23 protein-coding genes and 1 riboswitch are annotated in these 19,665 nt (G+C 50.4%); of the genes, 19 read left to right on the forward strand and 4 right to left on the reverse strand.

The window, feature by feature from the left end; genetic code table 11:
• Positions 1 to 10 precede the first annotated feature (10 nt).
• From rbfA to P9J64_01160, 11 genes are all read left to right on the forward strand, one after another.
• Positions 11 to 370: a 30S ribosome-binding factor RbfA gene (gene rbfA / locus P9J64_01110; GenBank protein ID MDG5466915.1), complete on the forward strand. Its 360-nt coding sequence runs from the start codon at positions 11 to 13 to the stop codon at positions 368 to 370.
• Positions 363 to 1,322, forward strand: a complete 960-nt coding sequence (locus P9J64_01115) for a bifunctional oligoribonuclease/PAP phosphatase NrnA (protein MDG5466916.1) — start codon at positions 363 to 365, stop codon at positions 1,320 to 1,322. Before rbfA ends, P9J64_01115 begins: the two co-directional genes overlap by 8 nt.
• The gene (truB, locus tag P9J64_01120; GenBank protein ID MDG5466917.1) at positions 1,319 to 2,239 is read left to right on the forward strand and encodes a tRNA pseudouridine(55) synthase TruB; all 921 of its coding nucleotides are present in this window, start codon (positions 1,319 to 1,321) and stop codon (positions 2,237 to 2,239) included. Before P9J64_01115 ends, truB begins: the two co-directional genes overlap by 4 nt.
• A 103-nt stretch (positions 2,240 to 2,342) precedes the next feature.
• Positions 2,343 to 2,609, forward strand: a complete 267-nt coding sequence (gene rpsO / locus P9J64_01125; protein ID MDG5466918.1) for a 30S ribosomal protein S15 — start codon at positions 2,343 to 2,345, stop codon at positions 2,607 to 2,609.
• Positions 2,610 to 2,799: 190 nt separating this feature from the next.
• Positions 2,800 to 4,899: a polyribonucleotide nucleotidyltransferase gene (pnp, locus tag P9J64_01130; protein MDG5466919.1), complete on the forward strand. Its 2,100-nt coding sequence runs from the start codon at positions 2,800 to 2,802 to the stop codon at positions 4,897 to 4,899.
• Positions 4,900 to 4,910: 11 nt separating this feature from the next.
• A complete protein-coding gene (locus tag P9J64_01135; protein MDG5466920.1) occupies positions 4,911 to 6,173 on the forward strand; it encodes a pitrilysin family protein in 1,263 nt (420 codons plus the stop codon).
• A 400-nt stretch (positions 6,174 to 6,573) separates the two neighbouring features.
• On the forward strand, positions 6,574 to 7,023 hold the full coding sequence (dut, locus tag P9J64_01140) for a dUTP diphosphatase (protein ID MDG5466921.1): 450 nt from the start codon (positions 6,574 to 6,576) through the stop codon (positions 7,021 to 7,023).
• The gene (locus P9J64_01145; GenBank protein ID MDG5466922.1) at positions 7,020 to 7,298 is read left to right on the forward strand and encodes a DUF493 domain-containing protein; all 279 of its coding nucleotides are present in this window, start codon (positions 7,020 to 7,022) and stop codon (positions 7,296 to 7,298) included. The genes dut and P9J64_01145 overlap by 4 nt, the downstream gene beginning before the upstream one ends.
• 39 nt (positions 7,299 to 7,337) lie before the next feature.
• Complete coding sequence (locus tag P9J64_01150) at positions 7,338 to 7,952, forward strand: L-threonylcarbamoyladenylate synthase (protein ID MDG5466923.1); 615 nt, start codon at positions 7,338 to 7,340, stop codon at positions 7,950 to 7,952.
• Positions 7,949 to 8,356 (forward strand): PDZ domain-containing protein, encoded by a 408-nt coding sequence (locus tag P9J64_01155; protein ID MDG5466924.1) that lies wholly within the window; start codon positions 7,949 to 7,951, stop codon positions 8,354 to 8,356. The genes P9J64_01150 and P9J64_01155 overlap by 4 nt, the downstream gene beginning before the upstream one ends.
• Before the next feature lie 2 nt (positions 8,357 to 8,358).
• The gene (locus P9J64_01160) at positions 8,359 to 8,754 is read left to right on the forward strand and encodes a hypothetical protein (GenBank protein ID MDG5466925.1); all 396 of its coding nucleotides are present in this window, start codon (positions 8,359 to 8,361) and stop codon (positions 8,752 to 8,754) included.
• Between the two features lie 129 nt (positions 8,755 to 8,883).
• Here the strand turns inward: P9J64_01160 and P9J64_01165 are convergent, their stop codons facing one another.
• The 3 genes from P9J64_01165 to P9J64_01175 all read right to left on the reverse strand — a co-directional run bounded on the left by P9J64_01165 (position 8,884) and on the right by P9J64_01175 (position 11,915).
• Positions 8,884 to 10,425: a tripartite tricarboxylate transporter permease gene (locus P9J64_01165; protein ID MDG5466926.1), complete on the reverse strand. Its 1,542-nt coding sequence runs from the start codon at positions 10,423 to 10,425 to the stop codon at positions 8,884 to 8,886.
• Positions 10,425 to 10,904 carry a tripartite tricarboxylate transporter TctB family protein gene (locus P9J64_01170; GenBank protein ID MDG5466927.1) on the reverse strand — a complete coding sequence of 160 codons (480 nt, stop codon included), beginning with the start codon at positions 10,902 to 10,904 and terminating at the stop codon, positions 10,425 to 10,427. Before P9J64_01170 ends, P9J64_01165 begins: the two co-directional genes overlap by 1 nt.
• 78 nt (positions 10,905 to 10,982) lie before the next feature.
• Positions 10,983 to 11,915 carry a tripartite tricarboxylate transporter substrate-binding protein gene (locus P9J64_01175; protein ID MDG5466928.1) on the reverse strand — a complete coding sequence of 311 codons (933 nt, stop codon included), beginning with the start codon at positions 11,913 to 11,915 and terminating at the stop codon, positions 10,983 to 10,985.
• A gap of 283 nt (positions 11,916 to 12,198) precedes the next feature.
• Here P9J64_01175 and P9J64_01180 point away from each other — a divergent pair, with 283 nt between their 5' ends.
• Both P9J64_01180 and P9J64_01185 read left to right on the forward strand, forming a co-directional pair.
• Complete coding sequence (locus tag P9J64_01180; protein MDG5466929.1) at positions 12,199 to 13,821, forward strand: sensor histidine kinase; 1,623 nt, start codon at positions 12,199 to 12,201, stop codon at positions 13,819 to 13,821.
• Position 13,822: 1 nt separating this feature from the next.
• A complete protein-coding gene (locus P9J64_01185; GenBank protein ID MDG5466930.1) occupies positions 13,823 to 14,512 on the forward strand; it encodes a response regulator in 690 nt (229 codons plus the stop codon).
• A gap of 106 nt (positions 14,513 to 14,618) precedes the next feature.
• On the opposite strand, the gene P9J64_01190 is transcribed toward P9J64_01185, so the two are convergent.
• Positions 14,619 to 14,930 carry a cytochrome C gene (locus tag P9J64_01190; protein ID MDG5466931.1) on the reverse strand — a complete coding sequence of 104 codons (312 nt, stop codon included), beginning with the start codon at positions 14,928 to 14,930 and terminating at the stop codon, positions 14,619 to 14,621.
• A 126-nt stretch (positions 14,931 to 15,056) separates the two neighbouring features.
• Between P9J64_01190 and P9J64_01195 the strand changes: the two genes are divergently transcribed.
• The 6 genes from P9J64_01195 to P9J64_01220 all read left to right on the forward strand — a co-directional run bounded on the left by P9J64_01195 (position 15,057) and on the right by P9J64_01220 (position 19,596).
• Positions 15,057 to 15,365: a LapA family protein gene (locus P9J64_01195; protein ID MDG5466932.1), complete on the forward strand. Its 309-nt coding sequence runs from the start codon at positions 15,057 to 15,059 to the stop codon at positions 15,363 to 15,365.
• Complete coding sequence (locus P9J64_01200) at positions 15,349 to 15,777, forward strand: hypothetical protein (protein ID MDG5466933.1); 429 nt, start codon at positions 15,349 to 15,351, stop codon at positions 15,775 to 15,777. The genes P9J64_01195 and P9J64_01200 overlap by 17 nt, the downstream gene beginning before the upstream one ends.
• A 426-nt stretch (positions 15,778 to 16,203) precedes the next feature.
• Complete coding sequence (locus tag P9J64_01205) at positions 16,204 to 16,707, forward strand: PaaI family thioesterase (protein ID MDG5466934.1); 504 nt, start codon at positions 16,204 to 16,206, stop codon at positions 16,705 to 16,707.
• 531 nt (positions 16,708 to 17,238) lie between these two features.
• Positions 17,239 to 17,325: riboswitch (cyclic di-GMP riboswitch) on the forward strand.
• Positions 17,325 to 18,224 (forward strand): hypothetical protein, encoded by a 900-nt coding sequence (locus P9J64_01210; GenBank protein ID MDG5466935.1) that lies wholly within the window; start codon positions 17,325 to 17,327, stop codon positions 18,222 to 18,224. It overlaps the preceding riboswitch by 1 nt.
• A 273-nt stretch (positions 18,225 to 18,497) precedes the next feature.
• Positions 18,498 to 18,944: a peptidoglycan-binding domain-containing protein gene (locus P9J64_01215; GenBank protein MDG5466936.1), complete on the forward strand. Its 447-nt coding sequence runs from the start codon at positions 18,498 to 18,500 to the stop codon at positions 18,942 to 18,944.
• Between the two features lie 244 nt (positions 18,945 to 19,188).
• Positions 19,189 to 19,596: a PA2779 family protein gene (locus P9J64_01220; GenBank protein ID MDG5466937.1), complete on the forward strand. Its 408-nt coding sequence runs from the start codon at positions 19,189 to 19,191 to the stop codon at positions 19,594 to 19,596.
• Positions 19,597 to 19,665: the final 69 nt, after the last annotated feature.

Consider the following 19,665-nt stretch of genomic DNA (forward strand, 5'->3'; position numbering starts at 1 on the left):
AGGTAAAAACGTGTCATCACAACGTGCACAACGGGTGGCTGAGACCATCCATAAAGAGATATCAAGCATGCTGATCAAGGGTCTCAAGGATCCTCGCATCGGCTTCGTAACGATTACTTCTGTAGATGTAACCTCTGATCTACGTCAGGCCCGAGTTTACTACACCCTGATGGGCAGTCAGGACGATCGCGCTGAAACTCATGCCGGTCTCGTTAGTTGTTCTTCATATATCCGCCAGCAACTAGGTCGCCTGTTGCGCCTGCGTTTCGTTCCTGAGATCCACTTCGAATATGATGCCTCCTTTGATTACGGCCAGAAAATCGAAAAACTCTTAAGTGATATCAAGACAGACGAACCACAAGATGATTGAACCGCTTCTGCAACTCATTGAACGTAGCCAGACTTTTTTTGTCGCCGCCCATGAGGGCCCGGATGGAGATGCGATCGGTTCAACTCTGGCTCTTACCAATGCTTTGCGTGAAATGGGCAAGGATGTCGTTGCCTATAATCGTGATCGTGCGCCCCTTGAGTTTGAATTTCTGCCAGGTTATGAAACCGTTGTAAACCAGATTGACGATTCTCAGATATTCGACGTCGGCTTTGTCCTCGATTCCGGTGACCTGGAACGAGCCGGAGGCTGGATTCGCGAACGTTGTCAAAAGCTGGTTAATATCGATCATCATCCCTATTCGGAAAATTTTGGCGACATCTACTACGTCGATACGCAAGCCTGCGCGACCGGTGTTTTAATCTATCGTCTTCTGCAAGCCGCAGGTCATCCGATCTCTAAGGATGTCGCGACCTGTATTTATACGTCAATCCTCTCCGATTCAGGCTCCTTTCGCTACTCCAATGCAAATCCTGAAGCTTTTCAGGTTGCCGGAGAGATGGTCGGTCTCGGCGTAGATCCATGGTCGATTGCCTCAGGTCTATACGAAAGCCAGGAGTTTGTTCGCCTGCGCCTGCTGGCTCTCGCTTTGCCGACACTGCGTGTTTCTGAGTGCGGCCTCTACGCGTCGATAGCCGTCTCTCTTGAGATGTATGAGCAGGCCGACGCTAATTCAGAAGCAACCGATCGCTTTATTAATTACCCTCGCTCAATCAGAGGGGTTGAAGTCGCCATCTTCTTCCGTCAAACCAACGCTCACAGCTTCAAGGTCGGTTTCCGCTCCAAGGGGAATGTCGATGTTGGCGCCCTGGCCAGAGCCATGAACGGAGGAGGGCATCACAATGCCGCTGGTGCAACCGTCGACGGTACTCTCGATAGCGTCCAGGGCTGGGTTTTTGATCGTGTCTCCGAGTTGCTCGCCGAACTGCCATGAATGGTATCCTCATCATTGATAAACCACAGGACGTGACCTCTTTCGATATGGTTCGCCAGGCTCGACGTTGGTGCAAGACTCGCCGGGTCGGTCACGCCGGGACATTGGATCCCCTGGCTACCGGTGTCCTGCCGATCGCTGTTGGTTGGGCCACGCGCCTTGTCGAATATATGATGGCTGGCGAGAAGACCTATCAGGCGACCATGAAACTTGGTGCTACGACTGACACTCAGGATTCGGAAGGCCAGTCCCTCGAAACGAAAGAGTGGCAACATGTGGATCGCGAGGCTTTCGATGCTGCCCTTAGCGGTTTTGTCGGCCCGATCCAACAGTTGCCGCCGATGTTTTCAGCGCTCAAGAAGGATGGCCAACCTCTTTACAAGTTGGCCCGTCAGGGGATCGAAGTAGAACGCCAGCCGCGCTCGATAACCATTGAAAGCCTTGTGGTAGACGAATTTGCCCCTCCTTATGTCACCTTTACTGTCCGTTGCAGTAAAGGCACTTACGTCAGAACACTCTGTCACGATATCGGCCAGAAATTAAATTGCGGTGCTCATATGACAGCCTTGCGTCGCCTTGCTTGCGGCCAGTTTGATGTGAAGGTCAGCTACACTCCTGACGAAATCCAGGAACTGGTAGAGCAGGGGAAGCCACTGCCGCTATTATCGCCTGCCGATGCCCTGGCTGACTGGCCCACACTTTCCGTCACCGGGCCATTGCTCGACAGGTTGCAGGATGGTGTGGCTCCGAGTATGGCGGATTTCAATGTGTCCGGACTTAACGCCGGAGACAGGGTTCGTTTTCTGTCTGATGGCAGATTGGTTGCTATCGCTAATTTTGCTCCTGGTGGTCATGGTAAAAGACCAGGAGATTTTGAGCTTTCCAAGGTTTTCCCCTTGCCTGTTGCTAGCGGATAAATGCTTTACACGGCATGGCTTTTGTGGTAGATAATGCTTCTTTAAGGTAGCTAACTGCCGATAATGACAATAACTCATAGACAAAGATCAAGGAGGTGGCGCCGTGCTGGCCACAGAACGTAAACAAGAAATCATTGAGAAATTCAAGACCCATGAGGGTGACACCGGTTCTCCAGAAGTTCAGATTGCACTGCTTTCGGAGCGTATCACCTATTTAACGGATCATTTCCGTACCCACAAAAAGGATCACCACTCTCGTCGTGGTCTGCTCAAAATCGTCGGCCAGCGTCGTCGTTTGCTCGATTATCTGAAAAGCAAGAGCGTTGAGCGTTACAGCACGGTAATTAAAGAGTTGGGTATTCGTCGCTAAAATCGGGCAGCAAGATTCTGTTTTTATAGAGTCTGCTGCCTTTAGTTTGTAAGTGTCATGGCCGGGAGGTTGTCCGGAGAGAGGTTCTGAGCAAGTGTGCTTCAGGAGCTGTCTCAGGCCATCCTCCTCTGCCATTTTAGGAAGCAGTAATTATTGGTGACCGGAAGGCCGGTCAGAAAGAGGTAAAAAAATGGCTTATCAAAAAGTCGAAATTGAGTTCAACGGTCAACCGTTGACAATGGAAACGGGCAAGATGGCCCGTCAGGCTGACGGCGCTGTCGTCATTACTTATGGCGAGACCAAGGTGCTTTGTACCGTCGTCTCGGCAAGAAAAATGCGTGCAGGGCAGGATTTCTTCCCCCTGACCGTAAACTACCAGGAAAAGTTCTATGCCGGCGGGAAAATCCCCGGATCCTTCTTCCGTCGTGAGCGTGGCACCACCGAGCGCGAGACCTTGATCTGTCGTCTGATCGACCGTCCGATGCGTCCGCTATTCCCTAAAGGTTACATGTTTGAAACCCAACTCATGCCCACCGTCATTTCAGCGGACATGGTCAACGATCCTGACACGATCGCCATGGTTGCAGCTTCAGCAGCCGTTGCTATTTCGGACATTCCTTTCGAAGGGCCGATCGCAGCCGTTCGTGTTGGCCGGGTTGACGGCAAGCTGATTGCCAACCCGACACTCGAGCAGATGGCACAGAGCGATGTCGAAATCGTTGTCTCCGGTTCGAAAGACGCCGTGATGATGGTTGAAGGCGAGTCGGACTTCCTCTCTGAATCAGAAATGCTTGATGCAATCTTCTTCGGCCATGAGTCGTTGCAGCCCCTGATCGATGCGCAAACCGAGCTGGCCAAACTGGTTGGTCTCGAGAAGCGTGAGTTCATCGTTGCTGAAACCGACGCGGCCCTTGAAGCCAAGGTTGTTGAGTTGGCTGAAGCCAACATCAAGGTTGCTGCCAAGATTCAAACCAAGCAAGAGCGTTATGCTGCTCTTGGCGACAATCGTACCGCAGTCAAGGAAGCCCTTGCTGAAGAGTTTGAAGGTCGTGAAGAAGAGATCAGCGCCATCCTCGGCTCAGTTGAGAAGCGTGTTGTCCGTCAAATGGTTGCTAAAGATCGCGTCCGCATCGACGGTCGTGACATGAGCACCATTCGCCCCATCTCCTGCGAGACAGGCGTTCTGCCACGTTCCCACGGTAGCGCACTCTTCACCCGCGGTGAGACTCAGGCCCTGGTTGCTGCGACTCTCGGCACCAAGGTTGACGAGCAACGTATGGACAATGTCCAGGGCATGGAGTTCAAGAAGTTTATGCTGCACTACAACTTCCCTCCATTCTGTGTTGGCGAAACCAGCATGCGTCTCTTCCCCGGCCGTCGTGAGATTGGCCACGGTATGCTTGCAGAGCGCAGCGCTGCTCAGATCCTGCCCAAGCATGAAGACTTCCCTTACACGATTCGTATCGTCTCTGACGTTCTCGAGTCGAACGGTTCTTCTTCCATGGCTTCTGTCTGTGGTGCCTCCCTGGCGTTGATGGACGCCGGCGTGCCGGTTAAGGAAGCTATCGCCGGTATCGCTATGGGCCTGATCAAGGAAGGCGACGACGTTGCGATCCTTTCCGACATCCTCGGTGACGAAGATCACCTCGGCGACATGGACTTCAAGGTTACCGGTTCCGCTGCAGGCATTACAGCTTTGCAGATGGACATCAAGATCTCCGGCGTCACCAAGGAGATCATGACCCAGGCGCTGGATCAAGCTAAAGAAGGTCGTATTCACATCCTTGGCGAAATGGCTAAAGCGATCGACGCTCCTCGCGACGATCTCTCCAAGTACGCGCCGCGTATTACCAGCATCCGCGTCAAGACCGACCAGGTCCGTACCGTTATCGGTGCTGGCGGCAAGAATGTCCGCGGTGTTATCGAAGCCACAGGCTGCGCGATCGATATCCAGGACGACGGCACCATCCATATCGCTTCTTCGGACGGCGAGGCCGCCAAGTTGGCGATCAAGATGATCCGTGACCTGATCCAGGAAGCTGAAGTCGGTAAGCTCTACGAGGGCACCGTCCGCAAGATCATGGAATTCGGCGCCTTTGTGGAAATCTTCCCGGGAACCGATGGTCTCGTTCACATCTCTGAGCTTGATAAAGAGCGTGTCCGTGCGGTCACCGATGTCCTGAGCGAAGGGGACAAGGTCCTGGTTAAGTGCATTGGTATTGACAAGCAGGGCAAGATCAAGCTGTCCCGCAAAGAAGCTCTCGGTCAGAAAATGCCTGAAGGCGAGTAAATGCTAAATATATGATTCAACGTACCACCCTCAATAATGGCATCCGGGTGCTTTCCGAGAAAGTGCCCGGGTGCCATTCTGTTTCACTCGGTGTCTGGGTGAACAATGGCTCACGCCATGAACCCGCCGAAATCAGCGGCATCTCCCACTTTATAGAACATATGCTTTTCAAGGGCACAGACCGGCGCAGTGCGCAGGCTATCGCCCGAGAAGTCGATTCAGTCGGCGGACTCCTCAACGGCTTTACCAGTCGTGAATTCAGCTGTTATTTCGTTAAAATCCTCGCTGAGAAGATGCCGATGGCGGTTGATCTGCTCGGTGACCTGATCTGCAATTCCAAATTCGATCTCGACGATATTGAAAAAGAACGTCGCGTTATTCTTCAGGAAATCGCCATGATTGACGACAGCCCTGAAGAATCGATCCACGACCAGTTCACCAGCAACTTCTGGTCTGGCCACTCTCTGGGCCGGCCCGTGATAGGCACGCCAGAGATTGTTGGTGACATTGACCGCCAGCAGATGCTCGACTTTATGGGGCAAAGATATGTCGGTAAGAATATCTGTGTCGTGGCTGCCGGAAACCTCGATCACGAAGAACTTGTTGCCCTTGTTGAACACTCTCTCAAAAATGTCCCTGAAAAAGGTGTTCAACAGAAATCTGCTGTCCCGGTTGTTAGCCGCCGGATAGAGGTTGTGAACCGTGACCTTGAGCAGACCCACATTTGTCTGGGAGTTGAAGGCCTGCCACAAAATCATGAGGACCGGTACGGAACCTACCTGCTCAACACCATCCTAGGCGGCAATATGAGCTCACGGCTATTTCAAAAGGTTCGTGAAGAGCTTGGTCTTGCCTATTCGGTTTACAGTTATCATCACAATCATTCCGATAGCGGCGCATTTATCGTCTATGCCGGGACCTCAGCAGAGGGCGCTCCACAGGTGACACGTACCATCCTCGATGAACTGACGCGTCTGCGCCATGAGGCGGTCGGATATGATGAATTGCAAAGTGCCAAAGATTATCTGAAGGGCGGCATGCTGCTCTCTATGGAGAGCATGGACAATCGCATGACCCGCTTAGCCAAGAATGAGCTTTTTTTGCGTAATGTCGGCATCAGCATTGAGGAAAGTGAAGCGATGATTGATGCTGTCACTGTTGACCTGGTCCAGTATTTGGCCGAAACTCTTTTTGTAAACGACACGCTTAACCTGCAGGTAACCGGAAGGGTTAAGCGTTCTGATTTCCCTGATATCGACCTACAGATAGGGTAGGGCAGCTTTAAGGGTGTAAGATGTAAGCTGTAAGCTGAGAACTGAGAACTGAGAGCTGAGAGCTGAGAGCTGAGAGTTGAGAGTTGAGAGCTATTGGGCCTTATCCTTTTTTTATGTGGTTATCTACTTCACTCAACTAACTTATCGAGGTTAGCAGGCAACCATTTTATCCTTACAAATCAAGAGGTTTTAAGATCAAAAGAAATATTAATAACAGGGATAGGCAGGATAAAAAGGATAAAGTCAAAATCTTCGGAGTGTGGAGAAACCACTAATGTTTGTTTCTTATGGTTTTATCCTATACATCCTGTATATCCCTGTTCAAAAAAAGTTTAAGACCCTATGGCTATTTGTGGAGCGAAGTAGATAACCAGATTTTTTAAATGCATTTGAGGGGCTTATGATTCAAGTCAAAGTCAAAAAACTACATCCAGCCGCAATAATCCCAGGCTACATGACCGAGCATGCCGCAGGTATGGACCTGTGCACTGTGATTGAGTCTCCGTTATCCCTTGCCCCCGGTGAGCGCACTCTTTTGCCAACCGGGCTGGCTATGGAGATCCCTCCCGGCTTTGAAGGCCAGGTTCGTCCACGATCCGGATTGGCCCTGAAAAAGGGTATTGCTCTCGTTAATTCGCCCGGCACCATCGACGCGGATTACCGCGGTGAAATTGGTATTATTATCATCAACCATGGCTCAGAACCGGTTGAGTTTCAACCCGGTGACCGTGTCGCACAGTTGATTATCGCTCCGGTTACCCAGGCGGCCCTCGTTGAAGCCTCTGAGTTGAATGATTCAACGCGTAACTCAGGCGGGTTCGGACATACGGGAGTCAACGGCAAGTCATGATTCCCTCTGATTCTTCACAGGAGCTGATTAAGTTCCCCTGTCACTTTGAGTTCAAGGCGTTTGGCCCCGGTGGAGAGGGCAGCTCTTTCTTTAGCCAGGTAGAATCTGCTGTCGCCAAGGTTGTTCAGGTCTCCCGACAGGCCATGAAGACACGTCCAAGCTCTGCAGGTAAGTACCAATGCGTCAGCGTCCTGGTGACCTTGCAGAATCGCACACAGATGGAAGAAGTTTACGCTCAACTGCGGAAAATTGATGGTTTGAAATATTTGTTGTAGTCTGTTTCCGTTGTACTGCCACTCAATGAGGAGAGGGTTATGCTACTTCATGTCAATCCCGACAATCCCCAGGGACGCCTTATCGATCGTATTGTTGAAACCCTGAAGCAGGGTGGGCTGATTGCTTACCCAACAGATACGACCTACGGTATCGGCTGCAATATCTTCAATAGCCGCGGTATCAAGAACATTTACAAGATCAAGCAGCGAGAATCTCGCAAACCATTCTCATTTATCTGCGCTGACCTCTCAGACGCAGCCAATTATGCTCACGTCAGTAATTTTGCTTTCAAGATTATGAAGCGTCACCTGCCGGGTCCCTATACTTTCGTACTGGAGGCAACCCGCATCGTCCCCGATAGTCTGACGACCCGTCAGAAGACCGTCGGTATCCGTATTCCTGACGATGAGATCGCGATGGCGATCGTGCGCGAGCTCGGTCACCCCCTGGTTACGACCAGCGCGAACCTTACCGGAGAAACACCCTTGCACGACCCGCAAGAGATCGATACGATCATGGGTAAACAGCTGGATATCGTTATTGACGGTGGCATACGATATGGCGACCCTTCAACTGTTATCAGCTTGATTGGCGACCGTATCGAAGTCTTACGCGAAGGCTGCGGTGATATCTCCTGGATAGACCAACTATGAACCCTTTTGTTGCCTTCTTGCTGCTGGGATTGTTTCTCCTGGTGCCAGTCACGAGTGTCTCTGCGGAAGAGCAGAGGTTTGGTGGCGTCGGCCTGCAAGTTGTCCCGACTATCACAGGTGAGCTTGTGGTGCTGAATGTTCTTGAGGAGACGCCTGCGTCAGAAAAAGGTGTCTTGCCAGGTGACCTGATATTTCAGGTTGATGATTTTCCTTTGCAGGGAAGTGACTTTGGTGTGGTTGTTTCGGAGCACCTTTGGGGGCCGGTCGACAGCCAGGTTGAAATCTTCTATCGCCGTCCTGGTATCGCCGGTGTCAGCCGGGTCGTACTCAAACGTTCTTCCCTTGATCCACGTCTAACCGTTACGCCGGCCGCGCAAAACGGTTCAATGAAAAGCGCAGAATAATCATGACAATGCAGAAAGAGATCACAGTTGTGCTTTACGGTTGTCATCTTACCAACAATGAGTGGTCACCAGACGTTGATTTTGGCGCAATTGATGGGTTTGTTGAGAAACTTAGTACTGACCTATCAACCCTCGGAATTACAGTCAGTTACCGTGAAGAACTTGACACTCTACTTGAAGTTAAGGGCTACGGTGACATGTTGAATCTTATCCGCCTGCGTTCCCCCAAAGACAGCATCGGCAACCTTTGCCTCGGACACATTATCGGCCAGAGTAATGATTGTGATTTCTTCGAAGATATCCGTCGTGGTGTCTCCCGAATTGCCTTTGCCCCCGAGATGATTGAACCGGAAGGAAGCAACAAGGTGGTTTGCCACAACTGCGGGTGTGGATGTTGATTTAAATGGCAAGTAGGACAGACGAGGTTCAATCGGAGAGCAAGCTCCGGCTGAAACTTTTTTAGTGGTGCAACTATGGCCGCCTTTCACAAGGCGGCCATTTTTATAGTCTTTTCTATGTAATTTCAGCTAGCTTTCTGAAAGGGTCTTATTCGTGTTGTTGCGCCTGGAGGCGATAAACGAACGTAGCATCGGGAAAAACAGAATAAACAGGGTGGCCAGGTTGATTCCGAGAGTCAGTGGCCGTTCCCACATAAAACTGATCGACTCATCGTAGATTAACAGTGCACGGCGCAGGTTGTCTTCCATCAATCCGCCGAGGATAAAGCCGAGTAACAGCGGAGCCATCGGGAAATTCATCAGGCGCAAAGCCATGGCAGCAACGCAGAAGAGAACCATCATCAGAATGTCAAAATCGTTGAAGGTGACCAGGTAGACTCCCATCAGAGAGAAGAACAGGATCATCGGTACCATCAGGTTGCGCGGGATGGCCAGGAGCCTTGCAAAGTAGGGGATCAGCGGCAGGTTGAGAATCAACAGAAAGATGTTGCCCAGGTACATCGACATGATGACACCCCAGAAAACCTCGGGGCTTTCGGTAAACATGCGCGGGCCCGGCTCAATGCCGTAGGCGATCAGCGCGCCGAGCATGACCGCGGTGGTTCCTGAACCGGGAATGCCGAGGCAGAGCAGTGGGACAAAGGATCCGGAGCTGGCGGCATTATTGCCTGCTTCAGGTGCTGCCAGACCGATCAAGCTGCCCTTCCCGAAGTTCTCCCGGTCCGCCGGCTTTGCGATGTTTCGCTCCATGCCGTAGGCCATGAAGGAGCCCAGTGTTGCTCCTGCGCCGGGCAGAACACCAATGATAAAGCCGAGTAGTGAGGAGCGGCCAATGGTCGGTGCGATTTGTTTGAACTCCTTTTTGGTTACTTTCAGACTCTTGAAACCGATCATTTTCGGCTTGAGACTGTCCGACGACTCATCTCGTTTGAGGACAATCGATAGTGCTTCGGTCAGAGCAAAGGTCGCCATCGCCAGCAACAGGAATTCGATACCGTCAAGCAGCTCCAGTGAACCGAAAGTGAAACGCTGCACCCCTGAAGTCTGGTCGGTGCCGACCGTAGCCAGCATCAGGCCCAGGACAACCATTAAGAGCGCTTTTAAGACACCTCCTCGACCTGCAAACGCCGATACCGCTGTAAGGCCAAGAATCATCAGCGCAAAGTAGTCCGCCGATTGGAAGCTAGTCGCTACGCTGGCCAGCATCGGCGCAAAAAACATCAGCATGATGACCGAGATGGTTCCTCCGGAGAAAGATGCATAAGCAGCTATCGCCAATGCCTTGCCCGGGTAGCCCTGGCGCGCCAAAGGGTAGCCGTCGAGCGCTGTGGCTACTGTCGCAGCCTCACCTGGAGCATTGATCAGGATTGACGAGGTCGAACCACCAAAAATGGCTCCATAGTAGACACCGGCCAACAGTACCATCCCGGTAGAGGGCTCTAATCCGTAGGTCACGGGAATCATCAGTGCGACCGCAGTGATGGGTCCCAAACCCGGCAACATGCCAATCAGGCTGCCCATAAAGCAACCAAACAGGACCATGCCAATATTCATCGGGATCATCGTGGTGCTGATCCCGGTAAGCATGCCGTTAATCATTCCATCCCACATTATAAAACCCCCAAGGTGTAGAAGAGTTCACCCGGTGCAATGTAAACACCGAGCAGGGACGACATGACGAACCAGAGCAGGATGACCAGTGGTATTGAGGCCAGCAGCATTCTTTTGATCCGACGTTCGCCAAGAATGTAGAAACCGCACAATAAAAAGAGTATCGAGGAGATGATAAACCCGAGCCACTTCATAAGCATTCCGTAGAAGATCATTCCAATGACCAGCAGAATTGCTGTTTTCCAATCCATGCCACGGGTCTCCTCTTTGAGGGAGCGCTTGCCAGCAGGGTCAGCTGTCGGCATCACCAGAATCAGCAACGCAATAATCATCCCCAACACCGCCAGCGCGTAGGGCATGGTTCGCGAGGTGAAGAATTCGTTCTGGGCCATGAAGCTTAAGGGTATTTTGAGTGCAAGCGACCCGTAGGCCATTGAGAAGAGCAGCATAACCAGCGCTCCTACCTTTTCCCGTGCCATGAAAAAACCTTTCTTGCTGTGACCCTTGGCCTCCCCCTGTCACGGGGAGGCCAACAGTCTCTGTCGTAGGCGTTTTTTTTATTGAATAAAGCCAAGCTCGCGCATCATTTCGCCGATCGCTTTTTCCTGGCCTTCGAGGAAGGAGGTAAACTCGGCACCTGGCTTATAAAGATCCTGCCAACCGCGCTTGTTGCGGATATCTTCCCACTCAGGGGTAGCGTACATCTTCTTCAGTACGTCGCGATAGGTTTGAGCCTTGGCTTCCGGAAGGCCCGGAGCGCCGAAGAACCCACGCCAGTTGGCGAAGGTTACATCGACACCTGATTCTTTAACGGTTGGAACGTCGGGGGCCTGGGAGAGACGCTCATCAGAGGTCACAGCGAGAATGCGTACTTGACCCTGATTGGCAAGGCCAAGAGCTTCACCGAAACCGGTCGAAAGAACCTGGGTGTCACCGGAAAGGAGGCCAGCCATAGCTTTGCCACCAGCATCGTAAGGAACGTAGACCAGTTTTAAAGGATCGGCGCCGGCGCCCTTGACGATCATTGCCGGTACCAAGTGGTCCATACTGCCTTTAACCGAACCACCGGCCATTTTGACTGAGCGTGGGTCTTTTTTGAAGTCGGCAAGAACTTGCTCAAGTGTCTGATATTTGGAATCCTTCGCAACCACCAATGCCGCATAGTCAGCAATGACTGAAGAAATCGGAGTCAGGTCACGGAACGATTGCGGAAACACTCCTGTCAACGAACGGATAATAATAGGCGTCGAGTTGACCAGCATTGTGCCTTGCTGCCTCTCTGCTGTACTGATCAGGTGATTCAGGGCTTTACCGCCACCACCACCTGACATGTTTTCAAACGAGGCTTGCTTCACTAATCCGGAATCGAGCAACGCCTTGCCGACGCCACGGGCTGTGCCATCCCAGCCACCACCGGCCCCGCCAGGGATCAGGAAGTGAAGTTCTTCAACTTCGGCAGCAGCAAAGCTGGTGTTTACAGGTAGCCCCATGCAGACCACTGCCAGCAGAATCAGTGATCGTCCAATCCATCGTTTTTTCATTGTCATCTCCTTAAATTAATCAAGGGGCGGCATCATTGCCGAAAGGGTTTAAGTGAGTAATTGTTTTAGGACAGGTTTTTTACCTGACGTATACGTATTTTAGCAACTGCTAGAACACTGTAAAGAATTGCACCATAATGATTTTTTGATGCATAAAAACCATTTTGGCTATTCTGTTCACACAGTTTTCAGGTTATGATTTAATTTAATCTTTTCAGATGGATAGAGATCTATGAGCTTCAATCCAGGCGCCCTGATATCACGCTCCTTACCAACCAGTCTCAAAGCTCAGATGATCTGCTTGGTGTTTCTGTTAGTCTTTTCTCTCACCCTGATCGCCGGTGGTTTGTATACCGCGATGATAAGCGAAGTCCTCGAGGATCAGATTGGCAAGAGGGCATTACAGGTTTCACGTACCGTGGCACAATTGCCCATGGTCAAACATCAGATTGTCAAGCCTCGACCTGAAGGAAAGCTGCAGGCACTTGCTGAACAGATTCGTGAGGAAGTTGGTGCTGAATTCATCGTTATCGGCAACCGCGACGGCATTCGTTTCTCCCACCCGAAACCAGATAGACTTGGTAAAAAAATGGTCGGCGGTGACAATGCTCCGGCTCTTGAGCGTGGTGAATCCTATGTTTCACGAGCCGTGGGAACTCTCGGTCCGTCTATCCGGGGTAAAGTGCCGATCTTTGATGAGAGTGGAGGCATTGTCGGAGTCGTCTCTGTAGGCTATCTTCAGGAAAATGTGCGTGTCATCATCCATGACCATCAACTTAAAGTGGGGGTACTTGTCGGTGTCCTGGTTGTCTTCGGGATTCTTGGTGCCGTCAGCATCTCTAACCGTTTCAAGCGCGCGATATTTGACCTGGAGCCTGAGCAGATTGCCCGCCTGTTAACCGAACGTGAAACGATTATTGATTCGATCCGCGAGGGAGTTGTCGCCATTGATCGTCATGCAAAGGTCACCGTGGTCAATCGGCAAGCTATTGTCATCCTTGGCAAAGATTCGGAGTCGCAAATTATTGGCCAACCAATCAAAGACGTCCTTCCGGGAGCAAAATTGAGCCGTATCCTCTCCGGAGGAGAGCAGAGACATGATCAGGAACTTGAAGTGAATGGAACCATCATGCTCATTAACACGGTACCGATGATTGAGCAGGATACAATTATCGGTGCTGTCGCCAGTTTTCGGCGCCGGGACGAACTTGACATACTCGCTAAGCAGTTCTCTCAAGTCAAAGAATACTCCGAAATGTTACGAGCCCAGACCCATGAATACTCAAACAAACTCCACACTATTGCCGGGTTGATTCAGATCGACCATGATAAAGAGGCTCTGGAGTTGATCAGCCAGGAAACCGCGGGTTACCAAGGGTTGATTGCATTTCTCGCTAAGGCTGTACCCTTTCCGGTCCTGGCTGCTTTTATCCTCGGCAAGTACAACCACGCTCAAGAACTGCGCATCGAGTTCGAGATCGACCCCGACAGCCAGCTTAAAGACGTGCCGTCTGAACTCAGCCGTGAAAAACTCGTAACCATCCTTGGCAACTTGCTCGACAATGCTTTTGACGCTGCTCTTCAGGGTGAGCATCAAGCAAAAGTCAAGCTGTCTATGACCGATGTCAGCAACGATCTGGTTTTCGAAGTCGAAGATTCAGGTGCAGGGGTGCCCGCAGAGAAAAGTGAACAGATCTTCGAAAGGGGCTTCACGACCAAGCAAAACGACCGTGGCCATGGACTCTACCTGGCGAGGAAAGCTCTCAGGGATCTTGGCGGTCAAATCACCCTGAGTGACAGTGATCTTGGCGGGGCTCTTTTCTCCGTATTCATCCCGAAACAAAGGAGGTTCTGAGATGGATTTCAGCGTGTTGATAGTTGAGGATGATCCTAAAATTGCGGAGATCCATCGACACTTTACCGAAAAAGTTGGCGGTTTCACCGTCGTTGGCCTTGCAGACAGCCTGGTAGATGCAGAAAAGATGTGTGAACTTTTCGAACCAGACCTGGTCTTGCTTGACCTGTATTTTCCCGATGGGCTAGGGACTGAGATACTCTGGCGAATTCGCGCCAGTCGTCAGGCCACTGATGTCATCCTGATCACGGCAGCAAAGGAGTTGGAACCATTGCAAGAGGCCATGCGCGGCGGGGTGTTTGACTACATTCTCAAGCCAGTCATGTTCTCCCGCTTCAAGGAGGCCCTTGAGAGTTTTCGTGAACATCGTCGGAGCTTACAAACCGAGACCAGGCTCGACCAGAAGGATATTGACCGCCTCCTGCACCCCTACAAAGACAGTCAGCCTGGAGAACCAGCTCTGCCAAAGGGAATAGATGCATTTACATTGAATAAGGTTCAGGGAGTTTTCGAAAACCCGCACCCTGACGGTTTCAGTGCAGAGGAAGTCGGAGCCAAGATCGGAACCAGCCGCACGACCGCTCGTCGCTATCTCGAATATCTCACAGTCAATGGCCAGCTGACTGCAGAGTTGATTTACGGTGCCGTCGGTCGTCCTGAGCGTAGATATTTTGTCCGCCGCGTGTCTTAACGACTTACCTTGAACCACGAAGATAGAAGGGGACAGAAATCAATCTGTCCCCTTCGGGTTTTGTTTGTCTGGTTTATCACGTCCATCTCCCCGCGCTACGTGGCTGTTATCTCTTTTGAAACTTCCTCACGTATGCAAGCAACGCCACCATCTCCTGGGATTCCACAGAGATGAGTTTGCCGCCTAGAGCGTCACGAAGACAGGCGTTGATAATATCCTTAAGTTCTTCGTCGTTAAAATCTCCGATCATATCCAGGCCTTTGCCTTGAGAATGACAGGTTTGGCAGCTTTTCCCTTTGCTACCGAGTTCCGTAGATTCGAAAAGGGTTTTCCCCAGGCTTAAAGAGGGCGCCTCGTTTGCCTGGCCCTGAACAGCAAGCAAGAAGAACAGACTGAAGAAAAGGATCGATTTATTCATGACGCTCTCCCTTAAACCGTGTAAAATGAATGCGTTGCATAAACTGTCAATAGATTAGCGCGAATCCTGTTATTGGCAAGTTTCCCCAGAGTTTATTTGCATACGCACATTATTAGAGGTCGGCCTATGAAAGTCAAACTTGTCATCAGTATCATTCTTATCTCTATTATGGTTCTTTTTGTTTATCTGAATACTGGTCTGGTCTCGATAAATTACCTGGCAGGGTCGGTTGATGTCTCTCTCGCTCTCCTGGTTCTTTTTGCTTTTTCTGCAGGTCTAGCCATCGGCTGGCTGCTGAATAGTTACCTGCGTTTTTCCCGCAATCGCAAGAAATCGAAAGAAGAGGCCAGTCAACAAGCTGAACAGCCCATAACTGAGAGAGAGTCAGCAACATCCACCTCTGGAGAAATAAAATCAGATGCGCAGCAAGATTAATCCAATAGAGCAGCTTGTTAAGGATGCCATCAACAATGGTAAACCACTTACCGTTAAAGAGATCAAAGCTCTGCGTGCGGAAAGTCAAAAAACGTCAAGGATCTTCAAGGGCATTTTCTGGGGCGGTATTCTGATATTCAACCTGGCGCTCTGGGTGCCTTTGCCGATTCAGATCAATCAGACTCTCCTCTATCTGATCGCTTTTATTGCATTGGTGGTCGCACTTGCTGTGCCACTGCCAGGGCTCAGAAAGCATCAGGCGAGTCTTGAACTGCTTAAGGTGAACAAGCAGGGCCTTAAAAAGAAAACCGCCAGTGAGGCGGGCAGGGAGTATATCGATCAGGTCAAGCAGCAGGACAGGCCATTTATAAATGCCGAGTTTGAGCTCCTGGACGGCAGCAAGTGGACCTAGCAGCCTGTCAGACAATCAATAAGCTGGCTGCAAATTCGTTTGTTTGGCCCATATTTCAGCTCCTTTTCGACCAATAGCTACGGCTATTACTCTCAAATGAGCTAAAATCTGATCTCAAACGACCAAATTTTCGCTTCAGCCCTGATTGTCCGACAGACTGCTAGAAGGCGAATAGCGCTCAGTTCTGGCTGCTAGATACATGTTCGTAAAATCTTGTTCATGGAGGAGGTTGGGGGACATGAAGAAGCGTTATGTTGCACTTGCAGTGGTTGCCGGGCTTGGTCTTGCGGCCATTTTCTTTTTGTTCACTCTCGATCTGTCCTCCTTTTGGGACGGGGTCTGTGAAGCCTTTACCTGAAAGCCAAGATAACAAGACGGGTTCCGTCTTATCTGGATTGAAACTTATTTATTGTCATCGGGGACCCTATGAACCACAAAATTGTACATAGCCAGAATATATCCAAGAATTGCCTCGTCTGCGGCGTTGATAATGCTTTTGGCCTTAAAACCCGCTTTTACGAGACAGAGGGCAATGAGCTCATCGCCGTGTTTACCCCGCTCAATGAGCATCAGAGCTATCCCAATGTGATGCATGGTGGTATCTCTGCGACAATCCTCGATGAAGTTATCGGCCGTGCAATCATGATGACAACAGACAGCAACACTTTTGGTGTGACTGTCAATCTCAACGTTCGCTATAAAAAACCGGTTCCTCTTGGTTCAGAGTTGAAGGCGGTCAGCCGCATTAGCAAGGATCGTGGGCGTATTTTTGAGGGGACGGGAGAGCTTTACCTGCCTGATGGTGAGATCGCGGTGGAGGCAGAAGGCAAGTATATGAAGCGCCGTCTCGATCAAATTACGACAGAAGATTTTACTGCTAACGAGTGGTTTGTCGCAGAGGGTGATTTGCCGGAAGAGATAACTTTTTGAGGGTCAGTAAGAATTACGTAAATCTGTTAATCTGAATAGCCGTCTTATTGAACGCTATCAATCGGAAGCCGAGGAAACCTCTTTTAGACCCTGTTCCTTAGCGATAAGACATTTTTTTTGTTGCTAAAGCATGCAAAGATTGAGCGAGATGTTAAAGTGAAATTAGGGTGAACAAATAACTGTTTGCCTCCTGAATAGAATTGCCCCGTAGACCTCTTCCCCCTCCTTAGGCTATGGGGCTTTTTTCTTAGATGCCAAAACATACGGGACGAAAACAGGCTTCTTGTTGATACAGGTATTTAGGAAGCTATTTGTTTTACAAAATCATGGCCACCAGGGTTCGATCCTTGGCGGCCATTTCTTATTGGTTAGAAGCCTCAGCGAAAATTTCTCACAAGTACTCTTAATGACACGGATATTTCAGTAAGTACTTGAAAAATAGACGTATTATCTTTGTTAGGCATTGACAGGACAACTATGTCTGTGGCAGGTTAAACATAAGTTGCACGCCATAAACAAACCTTCGGGCTTGTCTGAAAAAGGCAAATCCATCGAAAGATGGAGACGCAAAATTACCGGTCTACAGGGCTTCGGTCCCAGGATGGCGGAATTACCAGATGCGCGAAAAAACTCTATCACCCCTCTCTACAGAACCTGATCGGTTCTTCTTTCCACATTCAATCCTCTGCCGCATGGTGGTGCTGTTGGCTCTGGTTCTGCCCTGTTTGCTGTGGGGAACGAATCTGCGGGCCGAGTCGATTACCGATTTGCCCTCTGAATTCGGTACAGTTGTCTACCAGACGCAAGGCAGTGCCCCCGCGCAATTGTTCATCATCGCCAACAGTCATCGCAGCATGATCAGCGGTGCCAACGGTGACGCCACACTGCAGGCACAGGTTCAGACCTTCCAGATTTGTGAATGGCTGATCCGTCGTCGGCCTGTTGCCATGTTGCTTCCTGAAGGATTTTTCGGTAACCGCCCCGCCACTAATCCGGCTGCAGGCCCCGACGAGTGGCTCGATAGCGCGACGCTGACACGATGGTTGGCTGATACTTCGAGCTTCGTTAATGCTGAACTTCTGCTTCATCAACAATATGGCATCAACCTCAAGCAGGTTGAAGACCGTGTGCTTTATCAAAAGGTACGTGATGCCATCCTTACCAGTCAGGTCGACGACACCCAGCAGGGGTTGATCCTCGACGGTCAGATTGAATCTCTGCAGAAACGCCGTTCAGCCGCGATTCTGCAAAGAGCGAAGGCTCTATCGCAGTCTAACAGCCAGAACAGTGATGTGCCGCAGAGCTCTATTCTGACCATTGGCCTGGCCCATCTCTATGACATTCTGGAAGTTATCGAATCAGACGAAATTCAAACCCCGGCTAATGACATAGCTGGAGTAAACCTTTCGTATGTTCCGGTATCGTCGACTTCTGACAAGCGTTCTGTCGGCATTACCGTCATCGTCCCTCAAAGCCTCCTCGAAAGCCTGCCTCTGGTATCTGACAATCGCACCTGATTTGCGATTTGTATCTCCTGTTGAGCCGGGGTCCTTGCCGTACCAGAAAGCGTCTGCACCCTCACAGTTTGTTCCAAAACACTTCAAACTTAAAAATCCCTTTCTTGCAACTTTGTGCTAATTGACACTGGTTTTACCTCTGATAATCCTTGTACGCAGGGCATAAGATCGAGCAAAAGTTGTTTTTACCAAAGCTCCAAGCTGTTGCCCTGGGCATGGGGCTCATTGCTTGTCATCTCTTAAATAGAGAGTTGACAAACTGAAGGGAGAAGAATGATGAAACGAACTATCTACACCACAGCCATGGTCTCCATTGCGGGCCTGCTGCTTGCGGGTTTGGCTATGGGCAGCGGAATGGACGCAAAAGATGCCGGGAGTTCGGCTGTCGAGGGCCACATGGAAGGCACGGCCATGGAGGCGACAACCCAAGAAATGGCTGCTCAACCCCTTAATGTGGATCAGGTTAGAGAGTTACAGAAGTTACTCAATGACCAGGGTTACATCGTCGGAGAACCTGACGGCATGATCGGGTCGAGTACCACCGAAGCGATCCGGCAGTTCCAGATCGATAACCAGCTGACCAGCAGCGGGACTCCTGATCCTGAAACGCTGCGGCTCCTGTCACCAGACGTCGAGAAGCAAGAGTTCTTCGGTCTTGCACCTGAATATGGTGAGCAGGAAGGGATGATGGAAGAGGCGCCCAAGAAGTTGGATTACTAAACTCAGCCATATCAGAGACATTTAGGAAGCTGATTAATAAACAAAGCTAAGGCCACCTGGAACAATTCTGGGTGGCCGTTTTCTTTTATGTCAGGATCAGCGAGGATATTGTCTGTTCTTTGAAGAGAATTACTGAAATTCAACAATCTGGAGACTTGACATTGTAAAGTTACCGTTTGGTTGTATTATTTAAAATTGGAAATGTACAGTTTGAATTTAAACTCAATTGAAAAGGAGGAAGTTTATGCTAAAGAAACTCATGCGTCCGGTAAGTCTTCTTTTGGTTGTTTCATTCTGTTTACTTAACTTTAATGTCCCCAATGCACAGGCGAAGATGGTCGGTACGGATGCCATGATCGCAGAGCAGCAGGCATTAGACCAACAGGCTCAGGTTGCTGACTTCATGGCACGAGAAGATGTAAAGCAGATAATGACTGAGTATGGGGTTGATCCTGTCGAAGCCCAACAGAGGGTTGACAGCCTTTCGGATGAAGAATTAGCTAGCCTGGCTAGTTCCATAGATCAATTGCCTGCTGGTGCCGGTGGTGTTGGCGCAGTCGTCGGTGCGGTAGTATTAATCTTCCTGGTCTTACTTATTACTGACCTTGTCGGTTTAACACATGTTTTTCCTTTCGTTAACCACTCACGGTAAGTGTAAACAGGGTATGCCTTTGAATCAGGTCGGCAATCGGTTGATTGCCGGCCTGTTGTTTTTGGCTCT

It is taken from the genome of Deltaproteobacteria bacterium IMCC39524 (assembly GCA_029667085.1).
Taxonomy (GTDB): domain Bacteria; phylum Desulfobacterota; class Desulfuromonadia; order Desulfuromonadales; family BM103; genus M0040.

Excerpts from the sequence above, each read along its gene's own strand:
- P9J64_01115 (MDG5466916.1), top strand. The coding sequence starts at position 363 with ATGATTGAACCGCTTCTGCAACTCATTGAACGTAGCCAGACTTTTTTT.
- truB (MDG5466917.1), top strand. The coding sequence starts at position 1,319 with ATGAATGGTATCCTCATCATTGATAAACCACAGGACGTGACCTCTTTC.
- pnp (MDG5466919.1), top strand. The coding sequence starts at position 2,800 with ATGGCTTATCAAAAAGTCGAAATTGAGTTCAACGGTCAACCGTTGACA.
- P9J64_01135 (MDG5466920.1), top strand. The coding sequence starts at position 4,911 with ATGATTCAACGTACCACCCTCAATAATGGCATCCGGGTGCTTTCCGAG.
- dut (MDG5466921.1), top strand. The coding sequence starts at position 6,574 with ATGATTCAAGTCAAAGTCAAAAAACTACATCCAGCCGCAATAATCCCA.
- P9J64_01145 (MDG5466922.1), top strand. The coding sequence starts at position 7,020 with ATGATTCCCTCTGATTCTTCACAGGAGCTGATTAAGTTCCCCTGTCAC.
- P9J64_01150 (MDG5466923.1), top strand. The coding sequence starts at position 7,338 with ATGCTACTTCATGTCAATCCCGACAATCCCCAGGGACGCCTTATCGAT.
- P9J64_01155 (MDG5466924.1), top strand. The coding sequence starts at position 7,949 with ATGAACCCTTTTGTTGCCTTCTTGCTGCTGGGATTGTTTCTCCTGGTG.
- P9J64_01160 (MDG5466925.1), top strand. The coding sequence starts at position 8,359 with ATGACAATGCAGAAAGAGATCACAGTTGTGCTTTACGGTTGTCATCTT.
- P9J64_01165 (MDG5466926.1), bottom strand. The coding sequence starts at position 10,425 with ATGTGGGATGGAATGATTAACGGCATGCTTACCGGGATCAGCACCACG.
- P9J64_01170 (MDG5466927.1), bottom strand. The coding sequence starts at position 10,904 with ATGGCACGGGAAAAGGTAGGAGCGCTGGTTATGCTGCTCTTCTCAATG.
- P9J64_01175 (MDG5466928.1), bottom strand. The coding sequence starts at position 11,915 with ATGGGGCTACCTGTAAACACCAGCTTTGCTGCTGCCGAAGTTGAAGAA.
- P9J64_01180 (MDG5466929.1), top strand. The coding sequence starts at position 12,199 with ATGAGCTTCAATCCAGGCGCCCTGATATCACGCTCCTTACCAACCAGT.
- P9J64_01185 (MDG5466930.1), top strand. The coding sequence starts at position 13,823 with ATGGATTTCAGCGTGTTGATAGTTGAGGATGATCCTAAAATTGCGGAG.
- P9J64_01190 (MDG5466931.1), bottom strand. The coding sequence starts at position 14,930 with ATGAATAAATCGATCCTTTTCTTCAGTCTGTTCTTCTTGCTTGCTGTT.
- P9J64_01195 (MDG5466932.1), top strand. The coding sequence starts at position 15,057 with ATGAAAGTCAAACTTGTCATCAGTATCATTCTTATCTCTATTATGGTT.
- P9J64_01200 (MDG5466933.1), top strand. The coding sequence starts at position 15,349 with ATGCGCAGCAAGATTAATCCAATAGAGCAGCTTGTTAAGGATGCCATC.
- P9J64_01205 (MDG5466934.1), top strand. The coding sequence starts at position 16,204 with ATGAACCACAAAATTGTACATAGCCAGAATATATCCAAGAATTGCCTC.
- P9J64_01210 (MDG5466935.1), top strand. The coding sequence starts at position 17,325 with ATGCGCGAAAAAACTCTATCACCCCTCTCTACAGAACCTGATCGGTTC.
- P9J64_01215 (MDG5466936.1), top strand. The coding sequence starts at position 18,498 with ATGATGAAACGAACTATCTACACCACAGCCATGGTCTCCATTGCGGGC.
- P9J64_01220 (MDG5466937.1), top strand. The coding sequence starts at position 19,189 with ATGCTAAAGAAACTCATGCGTCCGGTAAGTCTTCTTTTGGTTGTTTCA.